The 17165-nt window shown below is 67.9% G+C and carries 17 protein-coding genes and 2 riboswitches; of the genes, 10 read left to right on the forward strand and 7 right to left on the reverse strand.

Features of this window, described 5'->3' with window-relative positions:
• Positions 1 to 35: 35 nt before the first annotated feature.
• Positions 36 to 614 (forward strand): LuxR C-terminal-related transcriptional regulator, encoded by a 579-nt coding sequence (locus HPA01S_RS17600; RefSeq protein ID WP_066272078.1) that lies wholly within the window; start codon positions 36 to 38, stop codon positions 612 to 614.
• Positions 615 to 674: 60 nt separating this feature from the next.
• Here the strand turns inward: HPA01S_RS17600 and HPA01S_RS17605 are convergent, their stop codons facing one another.
• Positions 675 to 1652 (reverse strand): Bug family tripartite tricarboxylate transporter substrate binding protein, encoded by a 978-nt coding sequence (locus HPA01S_RS17605; RefSeq protein ID WP_066272079.1) that lies wholly within the window; start codon positions 1650 to 1652, stop codon positions 675 to 677.
• Between the two features lie 51 nt (positions 1653 to 1703).
• Complete coding sequence (locus tag HPA01S_RS17610) at positions 1704 to 2084, reverse strand: carboxymuconolactone decarboxylase family protein (protein ID WP_066272080.1); 381 nt, start codon at positions 2082 to 2084, stop codon at positions 1704 to 1706.
• 131 nt (positions 2085 to 2215) lie between these two features.
• Between HPA01S_RS17610 and HPA01S_RS17615 the strand changes: the two genes are divergently transcribed.
• Complete coding sequence (locus HPA01S_RS17615; protein ID WP_066272081.1) at positions 2216 to 2797, forward strand: peroxidase-related enzyme; 582 nt, start codon at positions 2216 to 2218, stop codon at positions 2795 to 2797.
• Positions 2798 to 2928: 131 nt separating this feature from the next.
• Positions 2929 to 3459 carry a DUF5666 domain-containing protein gene (locus tag HPA01S_RS17620; protein ID WP_066272082.1) on the forward strand — a complete coding sequence of 177 codons (531 nt, stop codon included), beginning with the start codon at positions 2929 to 2931 and terminating at the stop codon, positions 3457 to 3459.
• Positions 3460 to 3518: 59 nt separating this feature from the next.
• On the opposite strand, the gene HPA01S_RS17625 is transcribed toward HPA01S_RS17620, so the two are convergent.
• The 4 genes from HPA01S_RS17625 to HPA01S_RS17640 form a co-directional block, all read right to left on the reverse strand.
• Complete coding sequence (locus tag HPA01S_RS17625; protein WP_245638694.1) at positions 3519 to 4745, reverse strand: PQQ-dependent sugar dehydrogenase; 1227 nt, start codon at positions 4743 to 4745, stop codon at positions 3519 to 3521.
• Between the two features lie 68 nt (positions 4746 to 4813).
• The gene (locus HPA01S_RS17630) at positions 4814 to 5233 is read right to left on the reverse strand and encodes an acyl-CoA thioesterase (protein ID WP_066272083.1); all 420 of its coding nucleotides are present in this window, start codon (positions 5231 to 5233) and stop codon (positions 4814 to 4816) included.
• 17 nt (positions 5234 to 5250) lie between these two features.
• A complete protein-coding gene (locus tag HPA01S_RS17635; RefSeq protein WP_245638695.1) occupies positions 5251 to 6207 on the reverse strand; it encodes a DMT family transporter in 957 nt (318 codons plus the stop codon).
• A 107-nt stretch (positions 6208 to 6314) separates the two neighbouring features.
• Positions 6315 to 7097 carry an SDR family oxidoreductase gene (locus HPA01S_RS17640; RefSeq protein ID WP_066272084.1) on the reverse strand — a complete coding sequence of 261 codons (783 nt, stop codon included), beginning with the start codon at positions 7095 to 7097 and terminating at the stop codon, positions 6315 to 6317.
• A 177-nt stretch (positions 7098 to 7274) separates the two neighbouring features.
• Between HPA01S_RS17640 and HPA01S_RS17645 the strand changes: the two genes are divergently transcribed.
• The 7 genes from HPA01S_RS17645 to HPA01S_RS17675 all read left to right on the forward strand — a co-directional run bounded on the left by HPA01S_RS17645 (position 7275) and on the right by HPA01S_RS17675 (position 16196).
• The gene (locus tag HPA01S_RS17645; protein WP_066272109.1) at positions 7275 to 8960 is read left to right on the forward strand and encodes an electron transfer flavoprotein-ubiquinone oxidoreductase; all 1686 of its coding nucleotides are present in this window, start codon (positions 7275 to 7277) and stop codon (positions 8958 to 8960) included.
• 107 nt (positions 8961 to 9067) lie between these two features.
• Complete coding sequence (locus HPA01S_RS17650) at positions 9068 to 9625, forward strand: hypothetical protein (RefSeq protein WP_066272085.1); 558 nt, start codon at positions 9068 to 9070, stop codon at positions 9623 to 9625.
• A gap of 43 nt (positions 9626 to 9668) precedes the next feature.
• Positions 9669 to 9782, forward strand: a riboswitch (glycine riboswitch).
• 12 nt (positions 9783 to 9794) lie between these two features.
• A riboswitch (glycine riboswitch) is annotated at positions 9795 to 9899 on the forward strand.
• Between the two features lie 57 nt (positions 9900 to 9956).
• Positions 9957 to 11081: a glycine cleavage system aminomethyltransferase GcvT gene (gene gcvT / locus HPA01S_RS17655; RefSeq protein ID WP_066272086.1), complete on the forward strand. Its 1125-nt coding sequence runs from the start codon at positions 9957 to 9959 to the stop codon at positions 11079 to 11081.
• A gap of 41 nt (positions 11082 to 11122) precedes the next feature.
• Positions 11123 to 11491 (forward strand): glycine cleavage system protein GcvH, encoded by a 369-nt coding sequence (gene gcvH, locus HPA01S_RS17660; RefSeq protein WP_066272087.1) that lies wholly within the window; start codon positions 11123 to 11125, stop codon positions 11489 to 11491.
• 75 nt (positions 11492 to 11566) lie between these two features.
• Complete coding sequence (gene gcvP / locus HPA01S_RS17665; RefSeq protein WP_066272088.1) at positions 11567 to 14473, forward strand: aminomethyl-transferring glycine dehydrogenase; 2907 nt, start codon at positions 11567 to 11569, stop codon at positions 14471 to 14473.
• Positions 14474 to 14657: 184 nt separating this feature from the next.
• Entirely contained in the window at positions 14658 to 15671 is a 1014-nt protein-coding gene (locus HPA01S_RS17670; RefSeq protein ID WP_066272089.1) for an AraC family transcriptional regulator, read from the forward strand.
• Positions 15672 to 15791: 120 nt separating this feature from the next.
• Complete coding sequence (locus tag HPA01S_RS17675; protein ID WP_066272090.1) at positions 15792 to 16196, forward strand: hypothetical protein; 405 nt, start codon at positions 15792 to 15794, stop codon at positions 16194 to 16196.
• 52 nt (positions 16197 to 16248) lie between these two features.
• On the opposite strand, the gene HPA01S_RS17680 is transcribed toward HPA01S_RS17675, so the two are convergent.
• Positions 16249 to 17082: an Ivy family c-type lysozyme inhibitor gene (locus HPA01S_RS17680; protein WP_084360787.1), complete on the reverse strand. Its 834-nt coding sequence runs from the start codon at positions 17080 to 17082 to the stop codon at positions 16249 to 16251.
• Positions 17083 to 17165: the final 83 nt, after the last annotated feature.

Raw genomic sequence — 17165 nt, forward strand, 5'->3', positions numbered from 1 at the left:
GTATTTCGTAAAGCCTTACCCGCAGCCTGCCCGACATGAGCGCCGAGCACAACCCCTCACCCGACATCGACTACCGCCTCGCCTTCGACCTCGCACCGGTGGGCCTGGCCCTGTCACGCCAGCGCACCATGGTCGACTGCAACCAGGCGCTGTGCGACATGTTCGGCGCCACACGCGAGCAGCTGGTGGGGCAGAGCTTCCGCATCCTCTACCCCAGCGCCGACGAATACGAACGCACCGGCGCACGCATCACACCGCTGATGGGCCGCAGCGGAACCTACTCCGACAACCGCATCATGAAGCGCGTGGGCGGGCGCCTGCAGGGCGACACCTTCTGGTGCCATGTGACCGGCCGCGCACTGCAGCCGGACACGCCGCACGCGGCCGGCATCTGGAGTTTTGAAGACCTCAGCTCCAGCCGCACGGTGAAGGCCGAGCTCACACCGCGTGAGCGGGAGGTGGCGGCGTTTCTCATGGACGGCCTCACCAGCAAACAGATTGGCAAGGCCTTGTCCATCAGCCACCGCACGGTGGAGATCTACCGCGCGCGTTTGATACGCAAGTACGAGGCCCAGAGCACGCCAGACCTGATGCAGCGCTTGCTGGCCGGCTGAAGCCGGCTCGGCGGCGGGCAGCCCCGGGCCGTCGCCGCCAGCCGGATCAAAGCCTTTGGCTCACTGCGGCTGGAAGCCGCTGTCCTGGATGATCTTGGCCCAGACCTTGCCGTAGGCCTGCTCGCGCGCGCCCAGCTGTTCGCCGCTCATGAAGCCCACGGTGAGGCCCATGGCAGTCAGCTTGTCGCGCACGTCGGCCTGGGCCAGGGCCTTCTGCACCGCCTGCGAGATGCGGTCGAGTGCGGCCTTGGGCGTGCCGGCCGGTGCGAACAGGCCGTAGTACGGCACGTCTTCAAAACCCTTGAGGCCGAGTTCGGAGAAGGTCGGCACCTCGGGCATGGCGGCCTGGCGCTGCGAGCCCATCACCGCCACCACGCGCAACTTGCCGGCCTTGTGGTTTTCGATGAAGTCGGGAATGGAGGCCACGCCGGCCGGGATCTGGTTGCCCAGCATGTCGCCCATCATGGGCGCGCTGCCGCGGTAAGGCGCGGCCACCAGGTCCAGGCCGTTCTGCTTGCCGATCACCTGCACCAGGAATTGCGGCACCGACGCCGGCGCCGGAATGCCCACCGTGCTCTTGCCGCCGGCCGCCTTCACGCTGTCCACATAGGCCTTGAAGGATTGTGCGGGCGTGCCGTTGGAGACGGCGAACGCGTTGACGAAGGTGGCGAAGCCGGCCACGGGCACGAAGTCTTTCGCCGGGTCGAAACCGGGGTTCTTGGTCACCATCGGCAGGATGGTGATGCTGTGGTCGTGGCTCAGGAACAGGGTGTGGCCATCGGCCGCCGAGGCCTTGAGCGCCTGCGCGGCGAGCTGGCCGCCGGCCCCGGGCTTGTTCTCCACCAGCACCGTGCTGCCCAGTTCGTGCTGCAGGCGTTCACCGAGGATGCGCGCAATGGCGTCGGTGCCGCCGCCGGGCGGAAAGCCCACCAGGATGCGCGTGACACCGGACTGCGCCTGGGCCAGGCCGACGGTACAGACCAGGCCGGCGGCCAGCAGGGCGCGGCGAACGAGAGAGGGGCGTGAAGCAGCAGACATCGGGGTCTCCAGTGGGGTTGTTGGAAGGCTCAATCGTAGCGCTGCCGCGCATCAGGCTGTGTCGCCATCAACCACGCTGGCGGCGGTGCGGAAAGCGTCGACCGCCGTGGGGATGCCGCAGTACACGGCGGCGTGCAGCAGCACCTCCTGCAACTCGGCCGGCGTGGCACCGTTGTTGAGCGCGCCGCGCACATGGCCCTTGAGCTCGTGCTGCCTGCCCAGGGCGGTGAGCAACGCCACGGTGATCAGGCTGCGCGTCTTCAGGTCGAGCCCCTCGCGCTGCCAGACGTCGCCCCAGGCCTTGCGTGTGATGTGCTGCTGGATCGGTTCGGTGAACGGCGTCATGTTGCCGAAGGCTTGCGCCACGAAGGCCTCGCCCATCACCTGCTTGCGCATGGCCAGGCCGCGTTCGAACTCGGGATCGTTGGGCATTGGTGGAATCGTCTCTTGCATCGTGTGCTCCAGGGGAAAGCAGGCTGTTGGTGGAGCGCACGATACCGTAGGATGAAGCCGGGCGGCCAGCGCGCACGCCGACGAAACCCACAACAAACCCGGAGACCTGCATGACCCGTTACCCCGCCCCCGACATCAATGATCTGCCCGACGACATCAAGGCCAAGGTGTTGGAGGTGCAGGAGAAGGCCGGCTTCGTGCCCAACGTGTTCCTCGCGCTGGCGCGCCGCCCGGCCGAGTGGCGCGCCTTCTTCGCGTACCACGACGCATTGATGCTCAAGGAAGACGGTTCGCTGACCAAGGGCGAGCGCGAGATGATCGTCACCACCACCAGCGCGGCCAACCAGTGCCTGTACTGCGTGGTGGCGCACGGTGCGATCCTGCGCATCTACGAGAAGAAGCCGCTGGTGGCCGACCAGGTGGCGGTGAACTACCGCAAGGCCGACATCTCGCCGCGCCAGAAAGCCATGCTCGACTTTGCGATGAAGGTCTGCCAGCGCTCGCACGAAGTGAACGACGACGACTTCCCGCCGCTGCACGCGCACGGTTTCTCGGACGAGGACATCTGGGACATCGCGGCCATCACCGCCTTCTTCGGCCTGTCCAACCGGCTGGCGAGTTTCAGCAACATGCAGCCCAACCCCGAATTCTTCCTGATGGGCCGTGTGCCCAAGGCCAAGCCGGCGGCTTGAACCCGCACGCCGGATGCCGGCTGTAGGACAAGAACCCGTTTACCCGCCGACACCGAAGAAACACGAAAAACAGGCACTTCGGTGCCCGGCGCCGGTTCAATGGGTACTCCGCAACAACGGGAGTACCGTCCATGAGCCACAACATCACATCCACCACCACCCGCGCCTTCATGCTCGCCGCCGCGCTTTCGCTGGGCGTAGGTGCCGTGCACGCGGAAGATTTCAAGGGCCGCATCGAAGGCATCGACCTGACCGCCAGAACCTTCTCGCTCAACGGCGAAACCGTCTACGTGACCGACAAGACCGACTACGAAAACGACTACAAGCGTTTTGAAGACCTGCGCGAAGGCCACTACGTGGAAGTCGAAATCAAGCGCCGCGACGGCCGCCTGTATGCCGACGACATCGAGTTCAAGCTGGGCGACAACAAGGGCGCGCCCAAGGTCAACGACCTGAAGGGCCGCATCCAGGGCGTGGACCCCACGGCCAAGACCTTCGCCCTCAATGGCGAGACGGTGTACGTGACCGACAAGACCGACTACGAAAACGACTACAAGCGTTTTGAAGACCTGCGCGTGGGCCACTACGTGGAAGTCGACATCAAGCGCCGCGACGGCCGCCTGTATGCCGACGACATTCAGTTCAAGCAGGGCAAGCAGTAAGGCAACTCACCTGCCATCGCGCGTGCCCCGTCATCACGGCGGCGCGCATGCGCCGCACCTCAGGCGTTCACGCGCAGCAGCCGGCCGCTGTCGGTCAGCAGATACAGGTGCCCGTCAGGGCCCTGGCGCACATCCCGGATGCGTTCGTTGAGGTTGGCCAGCAAACGCTCGCGCCCGACCAGGCGGGCGCCGTCCAGCTGAAGCCGCCACAAGGCCTGCCCCGCCAGCGAGCCGACGAACAGGCTGCGGTTCCAGTGGCTGGGTTGTGAGCCGGTGAAGAAGGCCATGCCACTCGGTGCGATGGACGACTTCTGCCCCCCCGTCCAGGGCTCCCCGGTCAGCGTTTCCCAATACGTCACGGGCTGCTCCATGCCCGCCCTGCCCGTGCCTTCGCCCACCTGCTGCGTGGTGCTGTACTCCTGGCCATAACTGATCACCGGCCAGCCGTAGTTGCGCCCGGCCCGCGTGAGGTTGACCTCGTCACCGCCCTGCGGGCCGTGCTCGCTGGTCCAGAGTTCGCCGGTGTCCGGGTGCAGCGCGGCACCCTGCGGGTTGCGGTGGCCGTAACTCCAGATGCCGGCCTGCGCGCCGGCCAGCAACGGGTTGCCGGGCGCGGCCGCGCCGCTGGTGGTGATGCGCACCACCTTGCCGTTGCCACGGCTGAGGTCTTGCGCGAACACGCGCTGTTCGTTGCTCTGCCGGTCGCCCAGGGTCACGAAGAGCTGGCCGTCGCGGTCGAACACCAGCCGCGAGCCGAAATGTGCCGTGCTCGCGACCTTCGGCAACTGGCGGTAGATCACCTGCAGGTTCACCAGGGCCAGCGCGCCGGTGTCGAGCTCGGCCCGCGCCACCGCCGTGCCGTTGAGGTTGGCGTTGCCGCTGTCGAGTTCGGAGAAGCTGAAGTAGATGCGCCGGTTGCTGGCGAAGGCCGGATCCAGCACCACGTCGAGCAAGCCACCCTGCCCGGCGCTGGTCAGGCCCGACAGGCCACCCAGGCTCACATTGCCGAACGACTGCCCGTTGGCCGCGTAGAGCCGCAGTTGTCCGGTGCGGCCGGTCACGAGCATGCGCCCGTCGGGCAGGAAGGCCAGGCTCCAGGGGTTGGGCAGTCCGGTGGCGAGTTCGGTCACCGTCACGGGCGTGGTGGTCGGCACGAAGGCCGGTGGCGGCACCGTACCGCCGCCACCGCCATCACCGCCGTCCTGTGCATCCCCCCCTCCGCCGCCGCAAGCGGCCAGCAACCCTATTGAAAGGCCGATGAGGACCGATGCGGAGAGATGGCGCATGAGGGCCATGCTAGGTGCGGCCTCGCCCCCTGTGTGCAAGCATTTGTGCACCCGCTGGCGCGGGCCGCTCAGACCAGGTGCGTGCGCAACCAGTCGGGCAAGGGGGCCGACTTCTGCAGCGGGAAGTTGACCCACACCGTGGTGGCGCCGCCGGCGGCGTACACGGTGTCGGGGTCGTCGCTGCGTGCCAGCGTGCACCAGCTCTCGAAGCTGCTGCGGCCCGCGTCGCTCACGTACATGGTGGCGATGACGTCGCCCGGGTATTCCAGCTGCTTGTAGAAATTGCAGAAGGCATTGACGATCACCGGGCCTTCGCCCTGCGGGTCGGGCGGGCAACCGACGGAGCGCATCCATTCGATGCGGATGACCTCCAGGTAGCGGAAGTAGATCGTGTTGTTGACGTGATTCATGCCATCCATGTCACCCCAGCGGATCGGGATGGTCATGCTGAACACGCGTTTTTTCTGTTCCGGCAGTTCGAGTTTCATGGGGTCGGACTTTCCTTTCAGCGGTGGGCCTGGATGGACGCGAGGATGCCCAGCACGAACAGCGCGCAGGCCAGCCATTGCACGGCGGCCGGCCAGGATGCGCTCCAGGCGAAGGCGTAGAGCAGGCCGAACACGGTCTCGCTCACGATCAGTTGGCCCGCCAGGCTCGCACTCAGGCGGCGGCTGGCCATGTTCCACAGCACCGACGCGACCCAGGCCGAACCGACGCCCGTGACCACGCACACCAGCACGAATGTGCCAAAGCCCGGGCGCTGCACCAGCGTGTCCAGCGTGCTGCCGGCCACCGCCCAGATGAACAGGGCACCGAGGCCGGCGGCCACGCCCAGCCAGTTGGCCCAGACGGTGGAGTTCACCTCCGGGTGGCGCGCCAGCCAACGTGCATTGAGCAGGCCATACGTGGTCCACGAGGCCATGGCGAGTGTGGCGTAGAGGATGCCGAGCCAGAGCTGCTGGCCCCCATCGTCGGCCGCGCCCGCTGCGCCGCCATGCGCGGTGACGCGCATCATCAGCGCCAGGCCCGCCAGCGTGAGCAGCAGCCCCGGCACCAGCGCGCGCCAGCGCAGGCCCTGCGGTTTGCCGAGCAACATGATCCACAGGGGAATGGTGCCGATGATCAGCACCGGCAAGGCCGCGCCCGCGGCCTGGATGGCGAGCACCAGCAAGAGGTAATAACCGGTGTAGCCCAGCAGGCTCAGCCACAGCGCCGTGCCGGCCTGGCGCCAGCTCGGCCGCTGCGCTTCACCCCGCAGCCCCGACCACAGCAGCAACAGCACCGACAACACACCGCAAGACAGGAAACGCCCCACGGTGAGGTCGATGGAGCTGAAGCCGGGCGCAACCAGCGGCGCCACGAACGTCGTGCCCCAGAACGCACCGGCACCCAGGCCGGCCAGGATGCCGACGGCCATGCCCGGCGGCCAGCCCGACGGGCGGCCCACGACGGCGGCGCTCATGTCGAAGCAGCGGCGGCAGGGCCCAGAACACCGCGGGTCCGGCTTCGCCGGTCCGCAGGGGTTGCCCCCTGGGGGGTGACGCCGCAGGCGGCGCGGGGGGCACTCATCTACGCACCGAAACCGTCATCGGCCGCGATCACCGCGCCATTCACGAAATGGCTTTCACTGGAGCACAGCATCACCAGCACCGCATCCAGGTCGGCGGGCGTGCCGACGCGCTTGCGCGGCAGCATGCCGATGAGCTTCTGGCCCTGTTCGGTCTGCCAGTGCGCGTGGTTGATCTCGGTGTCGATGTAGCCCGGGCAGATCGCGTTCACGTTGATGCCGAAACGGCCCCACTCCACCGCCATCGCCTTGGTCATGTGCACCACCGCCGCCTTGCTCATGCAATACACGCCGATCTGCGGCAGCACCCGCAGGCCGGCCATGGAAGCGATGTTGACGATGCGCCCACCCACATAGGTGCCGGGTGCGGCGCCCTTGGCGCGCGCCAGCATGCGCTTGCCAACTTCCTGCGCCACGAAGAAGGCGCCCTTGGTGTTGGTGTCGAAGACGTAGTCGTAGTCTTCTTCGGTCACGTCCTGCAGGCGCTGCGTGGTACTCACGCCCGAGTTGTTGACCAGGATGTCGATGCCGCCCACTTCGGTCTCGGCATGGGCCACGGCGGCCTTGATGGAGGCCCGGTCGGTCACGTCCACCGCCACCACGTGGGCGTCACCGCCCGCGGCTTCGATGTGGGCACGCAGCGCCATCAGGCGGTCGGTGCGGCGCCCGGCCAGCACCACTGCGGCACCGGCCCGCGCCAGCGTCTTGGCAAACTGCTCGCCCAGGCCGCCGGATGCGCCGGTGATGAGGGCCACGCGACCCGACAGATCCAGGCTGTATGCCATGAACAGAACTCCTCGAAATGAACCAGTTGCGCGGGCCGTTCGCGCAACGCGGGCCCGTCCGACACGATTGTGCGCCATGGGCCACTAAAATCAGTCCCGACCACGACACCGGCCTGCCCCGTGCACCGCCGTCATGAAAATCCCGGGCACCCCACCCGACCGAGCGAGACCTTGCACATGACCCCCGAAGAAATCCTCAGCACCTACGGCCCCCGCGAAGCCATGGAGTACGACGTGCTCGTGGTCGGTGGTGGCCCTGGCGGGCTGGCCACGGCAATCCGCCTGAAGCAACTGGCGGCCGAAAAAGGCAGCGAGATCAACGTCTGCGTGCTGGAAAAAGGCTCCGAGCCCGGCGCCCACATCCTCAGTGGCGCGGTGATGGATCCCAAGGCCCTGAGCGAGCTGCTGCCGAAGTGGAAGGAAGACGGCGCTCCGCTGAACCAGGCCGTGACCGACGACAAGCTGTTCTGGCTGACCAAAACCGGCGCCATCGACACGCCCAAGTTCCTGATCCCGAACAACTTCCACAACGAAGGCAACTACGTGGTGGGCCTGGGCAACGTGGTCAAGTGGATGGGCCAGCAGGCCGAGGCGCTGGGCGTGGAAATCTTCCCCGGCTTCGCCGCCGCCGAAATCCTCTACAACGAGGACGGCTCGGTCAAGGGCGTGGCCACCGGCAACCTGGGCATCGGCAAGGACGGCCAGCCCAACGACAGTTTCCAGCTCGGCATGGAGCTGCACGCCAAGTACACCGTGTTCGCCGAAGGCTCGCGCGGCCACCTGGGCAAGCGCCTGATTGCGCAATACCACCTGGACGAAGGCAAGGACCCCCAGGCCTATGCCATCGGCGTCAAGGAACTGTGGGAGATCGACCCCGCCAAACACAAGCCCGGCCTGGTGATCCACACCGCCGGCTGGCCCATGAAGGACGACACCTACGGTGGCGGCTTCATGTACCACCTGGAAGACAACAAGGTCACGCTGGGCCTGGTCACCGGCCTGAACTACAGCAACCCCTGGCTGAGCCCGTTCGAGGAAATGCAGCGCTGGAAGACCCACCCCCGCATCAAGGCCTTCCTCGAAGGTGGCAAGCGCATCGGCTACGGCGCGCGCGCCATCACCACCGGCGGCCTCATGAGCCTGCCGCAGACCACCTTCCCCGGCGGCGCGCTGGTGGGTTGCGATGCCGGTTACCTCAACGGTGCGCGCATCAAGGGCAGCCATGCCGCCATCAAGAGCGGCATGTTGTGCGCCGAGGCCGCGTTCGAAGCCGTGCAGGCCGGCCGCCAGCACGACGAACTCAAGGCCTACCCGGCGGCGTTCGACAAGAGCTGGCTGAAGCAAGAACTGGAGGCCTCGCGCAACTTCAAGTCCTGGTTCAAGTACGGCAACATCGTCGGCGGGCTGATGGTCGGCATCGAACACTGGCTGCTGCCGCGCCTGGGTTTCAAGGCGCCACCGTGGTCGCTGCACCGCGAGAAGGCCGACCACCTCTACCTCAAGCCGGCGGCCGAGTGCGAGAAGATCGTCTACCCCAAGCCCGACGGCAAGCTCACCTTCGACCGCCTGGGCAGCGTGTTCATCAGCAACACCAACCACGAAGAACAGCAGCCGGCCCACCTGACGCTGAAAGACGCCAGCGTGCCGGTGCGGATCAACCTCGCCAAGTACGCCGGCCCCGAAGCGCGTTACTGCCCGGCGGGCGTGTACGAGTTCGTGAAGAACGCCGACGACACCGACCGCCTGCAGATCAACGCGCAGAACTGCGTGCACTGCAAGACCTGCGACATCAAGGACCCGACGCAGAACATCGTCTGGGTCACGCCCGAGGGCGGTGGTGGCCCGAACTACGCCGGCATGTGAGCGAAGTCACGCAGCGCCTGCCTTCCACCCTCCAGCCGCCTCCGGGCGGCTTTTTCATGCCCGCTCTTCACCACAGCGTCACATGGCCTTGCCACAGTGCAGGCTCCGTGAACGACGTCGTGCAGGAAGAGATGCTCAACAAAACCGACAAGGGCCGGGCCGAACTGATGCCGGGGCAGCGCCAGCTCACGCAGCGCGAGCGCGCCTTGCTGCTTATGGCCGATGGCCGCAAGATCGAAGACGAGCTGTTCGCGCTCTTCGAGGGCCAGGGCCGGGTGCTGGCCGACAGCCTGCTGGCGCGCGGCTACCTGGTGGACGACACGCCACCACCGCCACCCGCTCCACCGCCCTCCCCCCTGTCCACGCCCGAGACCCGCGGCCCGGTGCCGGCGGTGTCGGCGGACGTGTTCTCCGGCCCACGCTCGGTGGCCAGTGCGCGCATGTTCCTGTTCGACCTGAGCGAGCGCATGTTCGCACCGCGCGACAAGGCCCTGGCGCAGCGCTACCGCGATGCCTTGCGCGAAGCGCGTGAACTGCCCGCCATGCTGGCGGTGGGCCAGGAAATGATCGCCGACGTCGAGCGCCTGGCCGGCAGCGAACGCGCCGATGGCATCCGCGAACGGCTGGCCCGGCTGCTGCCCGAGGCGGCGCTCGAAACACCCTGAAAAACGCCCCGCATCCAAGGCCCTGTGGGCCCTGTGCGATACACTCGCGCGGTCAGGAGAGAAGCCGCTTCATTCGCTGAGGCAGCTCGCCGAAGGCGCAGGCGGCACCGCACACCGGGTGCCCTGAACGCTCAGGCAAAAGGACTGACAAACACGGGCCGCAAGGCCGGTGTACCCCCCTGGAGAGAGGCCGCTCCTTGAAGCGACCCACCGAAGGAGCAAACGCGGCATCGCCCGCGTGAATCTCTCAGGTAAAGCGGACAGCGGGGCAGCGCACGGATGAACCGTGTTTCGCCCCACCGGGGTCTGCCCCTTTGCCTGTGAGCCTCTCGTGTCCAACACCGATCTCCTCCAGACCCCGCTGCACGCCCTGCACACCGAACTCGGCGCCCGCCTGGTGCCCTTCGCTGGTTATTCGATGCCGGTGCAATACCCCGCCGGCCTGATGGCCGAACACCACCACACCCGCAGTGCCGCCGGCCTGTTCGATGTCTCGCACATGGGCCAGCTCAAGCTGGTCGGACCCGATGCCGCTGCGGCCTTCGAGACGCTGATGCCGGTCGATGTGATCGACCTCGGCATCAACAAACAGCGTTACGGCCTGCTGCTCAACGACGAGGGCGGCATCATCGACGACCTGATGTTCGTCAACCGCGGCGACGACCTGTTCGTCATCGTCAACGGCGCCTGCAAGGTGGGCGACATCGCGCACATCCAGGCCCGCATCGGCGCGCGCTGCCAGGTGATCCCGCTGCCCGAGCGCGCCCTGCTCGCGCTGCAAGGCCCGCAAGCCGTGAGTGCTTTGCAGCGCCTGGTGCCCGGCGTGGAGAAGCTGGTGTTCATGACCGGCGGTGCCTTTGCCTGGCAGGGTGCCGATCTCTACATCACCCGCAGCGGCTACACCGGTGAAGACGGTTTCGAGATCTCGCTGCCGGGCGAACGCGCCGACGCGTTTGCGCGTGCCCTGCTGGCCGAGCCCGAGGTCAAGCCCATCGGCCTGGGCGCGCGCAACTCGCTGCGCCTGGAAGCCGGCCTGTGCCTCTACGGCAACGACATCGACACGACCACCACGCCGGTGGAAGGCGCGCTCAACTGGGCGATCCAGAAAGTGCGCCGCACCGGCGGTGCACGCGCCGGTGGTTTCCCGGGCGCGGCGCGCGTGCTGGCGCAGCTCGACGGCAGCGAAGCCCTGGCGCGCAAACGCGTCGGCCTGGTGGCGCTGGAACGCGTGCCGGTGCGCGAACACACCGAACTGCAAAGCACCGACGGCGAGACCATCGGCGAAATCACCAGCGGCCTGCTCGGCCCCAGCGCCGACAAGCCGGTCGCCCTCGGCTACGTCGACCCGGCGCATGCCACCATCGGCACGCGGGTGGTGGCCATCGTGCGCGGCAAGCCCGTGCCCATGGAGGTCAGCGCCCTGCCCTTCGTGCCCAACCGATACTTCCGCGGCTGAATTCCGTTTTTGTTTTCCCTTCCTTTTTCAGGAGCTTTTCCATGACCACCAAGTACACCGAAGACCACGAATGGCTCACCATCGACGGCGGCATCGCCACCGTCGGCATCACCGTGCACGCGCAGGACGCGCTGGGCGACGTGGTGTTCGTCGACCTGCCCGAAGTCGGCAAATCTTTTGCACAGAAAGACGTGGCCGGTGTGGTCGAGTCGGTGAAGGCCGCGGCCGATGTCTACATGCCGGTCAGCGGCGAGATCACCGAAGTCAACGAAGCCCTGCGCGCCGATCCCTCGCTGGCCAACAGCGACCCGCTCAAGGCCGGCTGGTTCTTCAAGGTCAAGCTGTCCGACCCCGCACAGGTGGACGCGCTGCTGGACGAAACCGCCTACAACGCGTTTGCAGCGCAATAAGAGGCATCCCCGCCGCGCTGCGCGCGGCGCCTCTGGCCAACCGCCTTCCCTCCTTGCATTCTTTTGAGGACCACCATGCTGATGCCCGCCGTCAAACCCCTGGGTGAACTCGAGAACCCGTCCGAATTCGTGGCGCGCCACATCGGCATTGGTGCGGACGACGAGACGCACATGCTCTCGGTGATTGGCGAGGCTTCGCGCCGCGCGCTGATCGACGGCATCGTGCCGCGCAGCATCGCGCGCAGCCAGGGCATGCAGCTGCCGCCGGCGGTCACCGAAGCGGCGGCGCTGGCCGAGCTCAAGGCGCTGGCGCAGCAGAACCGGGTGCTCCGGAGTTTCATCGGCCAGGGTTACCACGGCACGCTCACGCCCGGCGTGATCCTGCGCAACGTGCTGGAGAACCCGGCCTGGTACACCGCCTACACGCCTTACCAGGCCGAGATCTCGCAGGGCCGCATGGAGGCGCTGATCAACTTCCAGACCATGGTGACCGACCTCACCGGCATGGCCGTGGCCAACGCCTCCATGCTGGACGAAGCCACCGCCGCCGCCGAAGCCATGACGCTGGCCAGGCGCTCGTTGAAGGCCAAGGGCCACACCATCGTGGTGTCGGGCGACATGCACCCGCAGACCATCGAGGTGGTGCAGACGCGCGCGAAACCGCTCGGTCTTACGGTGAAGGTGGCGATGTCGGGCGAAGAGTGGAGCAGCCTGCTGGCCGGGGACGACTACTTTGCGGCCATGGCGCAGTACCCCGCCTCCAGCGGCTGGCTGCACGACTGGACGCAGGACGCCGCCACGGTGCACGGCAAACACGCCGCCTTCATCGTCGCCGCCGACCTGCTGGCGCTCACCCTGCTCAAGCCGCCGAGCGAGATGGGGGCGGACATCGTGGTCGGCAGCACGCAGCGCTTCGGCATGCCCATGGGCGCGGGCGGCCCGCACGCCGCCTTCATGGCCTGCCGCGACGAGTTCAAGCGCTCGCTGCCCGGCCGCCTGGTGGGCGTGAGCGTGGACGTGCACGGCAAACCCACCTACCGCCTCGCGCTGCAGACGCGTGAGCAACACATCCGCCGCGAGAAGGCCACCAGCAACATCTGCACCGCGCAGGTGCTGCCCGCCGTGGTGGCCAGCATGTACGCCGTGTACCACGGCCCGCAAGGCTTGAAGCGCATTGCGCAGCGCGTGGCCGCGTACACCGCCATCCTGTCCAGCGGGCTGGAGCAACTCGGCCACACCGCCACCCACCATGGCGACAAAGGGGTGTTCGACACCATCGCGCTGCACACCAAGGACCAGACCGACGCGGTCATGGCGCGCGCCGTGGCCGCGGGCATCAACCTGCGCAAGGCCTGGGACGAATACACCGTCATCTCGCTGGACGAAACCACCACGCGCGACGACATCCACGCGCTGTGGCGCATCTTCGCGAAAAGCGGGCAGCCCCTGCCCGCATTCGACGCGTTTGAAAAAGGCGTCGAGCCGCTGATCCCGGCCGAACTGCGCCGCACCAGCGACTTCCTCACCCACCCGGTGTTCAACAGCCACCACAGCGAGACCGGCATGCTGCGCTACATCCGCGCCCTGTCCGACAAGGACCTCGCGCTGGACCGCAGCATGATCCCGCTGGGCTCGTGCACCATGAAGCTCAACGCGACCAGCGAGATGATTCCCATCACCTGGCCCGAGTTCGCCCACGTGCACCCCTTCGCGCCGGCCGACCAGTTGCAGGGCTACAAGCTGCTCGACGAACAGCTGCGCGCCTGGCTCTGCCAGGCCACGGGGTATGCCGGCATCAGCCTGCAGCCCAACGCCGGTTCGCAGGGCGAGTACGCCGGCCTGCTCGTCATCCAGGCGTACCACGCCTCGCGCGGTGAAAGCCACCGCAACATCTGCCTGATTCCCAGCAGCGCCCACGGCACCAACCCGGCCAGCGCGCAGATGGTGGGCATGCAGGTGGTCGTCACCAAGTGCGACGACAACGGCAACGTGGACATGGCCGACCTCCAGGCCAAGTGCGAACAACACAGCGACAAACTGGCGGCGGTGATGATCACCTACCCCAGCACGCACGGCGTGTTCGAGACCACGGTCAAGGAACTCTGCGCGCTGGTGCACCAGCACGGCGGGCGCGTCTATGTGGACGGCGCCAACATGAACGCCCTGGTGGGCGTGGCCGCGCCCGGCGAGTTCGGCGGCGACGTGAGCCACCTCAACCTGCACAAAACCTTCTGCATTCCGCACGGCGGCGGCGGCCCTGGCGTGGGCCCGGTGTGTGTGGTGCAAGACCTCGTGCCCTTCCTGCCCGGCCATGCCACGGCCGGACTGCCGGTGAACGGCGTGGGCGCCATCAGCGCGGCGCCGCTGGGCAATGCCGCCGTGCTGCCGATCAGCTGGATGTACATCCGCATGATGGGTGCCAACGGCCTGCAGCACGCCACCGAGGCCGCCATCCTCGCGGCCAACTACATCAGCAAGCGCCTGTCCCGGCACTACCCCACGCTGTACGCCAGCGCCAACGGCCATGTGGCGCACGAGTGCATCCTGGACCTGCGCCCGCTGAAAGACACCAGTGGCGTGATGGCCGAAGACGTGGCCAAGCGCCTGATGGACTACGGCTTCCACGCGCCCACGCTGTCGTTCCCGGTGGCCAACACGCTGATGGTGGAACCCACCGAGAGCGAGACGCTGGAAGAGCTGGACCGTTTCATCGACGCGATGATCGCGATCCGCGAAGAAATCCGGCAGGTCGAACAGGGCCACTGGCCGCAGGACAACAACCCGCTGAAGAACGCCCCCCACACCGCCGCCAGCCTGATGACGGCCGAGTGGGATCGGCCCTACTCGCGCGAAGTGGGTGCGGCCAGCACATCGACCCGCGCGCACGCCAAGTACTGGCCACCGGTCGGCCGGGTGGACAACGTCTACGGCGACCGCAACCTGTTCTGCAGCTGCGTGCCCATCAGCGAACTGGAAGACTGAGCCCGGGGCGGGTTCTCGGGGCGGGTTTTCGCGGCGGCCCGCCACGGCGCCGATGCGGTATCGTGGCGGCGCAGGAGACCGCCATGACCACCGCCCGTTCGCCGCGCCCCGCAGCTGCCACCCTCGCCAGGCTGGCCCGCTGCATGGCATGGTGCCGGCACGGCGCCAACGGTTGGAGCGCCGCATGACCGGCTTCACCCGCGCACGCTCCATGGGCGGTGTGGCCGAAGCGGTGCGCCGCGCCGGCGGTTCGGTGGAGCGTGTGTTCCGGCGCGCGGAGCTGCCGCTGCAACTGATCGACTGCCCCGACCAGGTGATCCTGCTGCGCGACCAGCTCGCACTGGTGGAACACGCAGCCCACGCCATCGGCGACGACGCGCTCGCCCCCCGGCTCTCGCTGCTGGCCGGCTTTCGCAGCCTGGGCCCGCTGGCCGGGCACATCCTGCGGGCGCGCTCGCTGGAAGAAGCCATCCGCCTCTGCAACCAGAACATCGGCACGCTGCTGCAATCGGCCACCCACATGTGGCTGGCGCCGCGCGGCCACGCGCGCGTGGCCTGGTGCTACAGCATCAGCGACACGGCGCGCCTGGGCCGGCACCGCAACGAGGTGCTGGCCCTGGGCTACATGCTCGACCTGGTGCGCCACCTCGCCGGCCCGGCCGCCGCACCGTGCTGGGTGGAGCTGCCGGGCGAGGTGGCCGCGCGCCAGCCGGTGTGTGATCTGCTGGGCTGCGAGATCCGGCGCGGACCTTTGGCGGCGCTGGTGTTTCCCGCGTCGTGGCTGGCGCTGCGCGGCGGGGTGGAATCCACCACTGCCGACGCCCCCGGGATCACGCTGGAGCAGGTGCCGAGCGAGCGCGATCTGCTGGCCGGCGTGGCGCAGCTGATGCGCCTCGCGCTGCTGGATGGACGCCCCACCATGGCCTGGATGTCGCGCCGGCTCGGCATGGCGCCGCGCAGCCTGCAGCGCCGCCTGGCGCTGGCGGGCGGCCGCTTCGAGGCCTTGCGCGACGATGCGCTGGCGGCGCGCGCGGCCGAGCTGCTGCGCAGCGCGCGCCTGTCCGTCACCGAGATCGCCTACGAGCTGGGCTACACCGAGCCCGCGCATTTCACGCGCGCGGCGCGGCGCTGGTCCGGCATGGCGCCGAGCGCCTGGCGGCAAGACCTGCGGGCGCGCGCCCACACCGCTTCCGGCTGAGCTGACACGGGGCTGACGGCCCGGCCGCTGGATGGCGCGAAATGGCAAGTCCGGCCCCCGGGCCACGAATAAGGTCGCACCTGGACGCCCCACCACAGCGGGTGCCAAGGAGACCCCCACATGTTCGGTTTGTATGCCCCCCACGCCACCTCCTACCTGGCGACCCTGATGACGGTGACCACGGTCGCCTTCGCCCTGCCCATCTTTCTGGTGCCGCTCACCTGGGCGCGCCTGATGCGCTGGCGGATCCCCGAGCACACCGACCTGGCGGTTTACTTCGGCCGCTGCCTGGGTGCCTTCATCCTGCTGGTGGAATGGCTGATGTGGCGCGCGGTGACCGATGGCCACGGCATCGCGTGGACCTTCGACGCGCTCTACTTCGTGTTCGGCTCGATGTTTGTGGTGCACGTGTACGGCGCGCTGCGCCGCATCCAGCCCATCACCGAGACGCTGGAGATCGGCATGTGGGGCATGTTGCTGGTCCTGAACACGCTGTTCTACCCGGTCGCGCGCACGGCGGGCTGAGCACCCCACGGCACCGCCATCGAACGGCCGGTGCGCTGTCGATCCGACTCCGTCAGCGTCGGCCCTGCCACTGCTGGCGCCAGTGGTTCAGCATGCGTTCGCTCACGGCGGCTGACGGCGCGCCAAACACATAGTGCCGGCCCAACTGGCTGATCAGCACATGTGCGCGGCGCTGCTGCGGGTCGTAGAAGACCACCGAGCTGTAGTCCCGGCATTCGTCTGCCTTGCAGTGCGCGCCCACGGTGTAGTCCACCCCGTCCACGCGCTCGGCGGCGAGTTGGGTTGCCGGCCCGCTCAGGTCCGCCAGCCAGCCGTTCAGGGCAACCGGGCCGAGGGTGCGCCGGTAGACCTCAAGAAAAGCCGGGTCACGCATCAAGGCCGACACGCTGTCGGCCGCCCCGGTGGTCTGCGGCGGACCGTCCACGGCAGCGGCCTGCGGCATCGCCAGGGCGCTGACCGCCGGGGCATCCGGGTCCACCGACGCGCAGTGGCGAAAGCTGTACAGCCCCAGCACCCCCAGCCTGGTCATCACCGTCGCGTCACCGCGCAAGCGCAACAACAGGCCTTGGGCATCGGCGTCCACCACCGCCGTCACTTCGTGTTGGCCCTTCACATGCCCGACCAGGGCAATGCGGAGGTCTGGCCGTGGCCGCTGCCCGGCAGGCTGCAATACCGCTTGCGGGTTGGCCACGGTCACGATCCCCTGCTGCTCACGGATCCGTATCCGCCCGGCGTCAACACGCACGTAGGCCGACTGCCGGCTCGTGCAGTCGATTGCGTACACCCCGCCAAAACGCGCCATCACATCGGGCGCCAGGTCAGCGGCCTGTGCCGCTGGCGCCAGCAACCCGGCCAGCAGCGCGCCGGCCCACCACACTCCGTTCATTGAACTCGTCTCCCGCCGGTTATCGGTGGCCGCATCCTACGTCAGGCAGCGGGCCGCACCGGGGCAGCCGAATGCCATGGCGC

It is taken from the genome of Hydrogenophaga palleronii NBRC 102513 (assembly GCF_001571225.1).
Classification (GTDB): Bacteria; Pseudomonadota; Gammaproteobacteria; order Burkholderiales; family Burkholderiaceae_C; genus Hydrogenophaga; species Hydrogenophaga palleronii.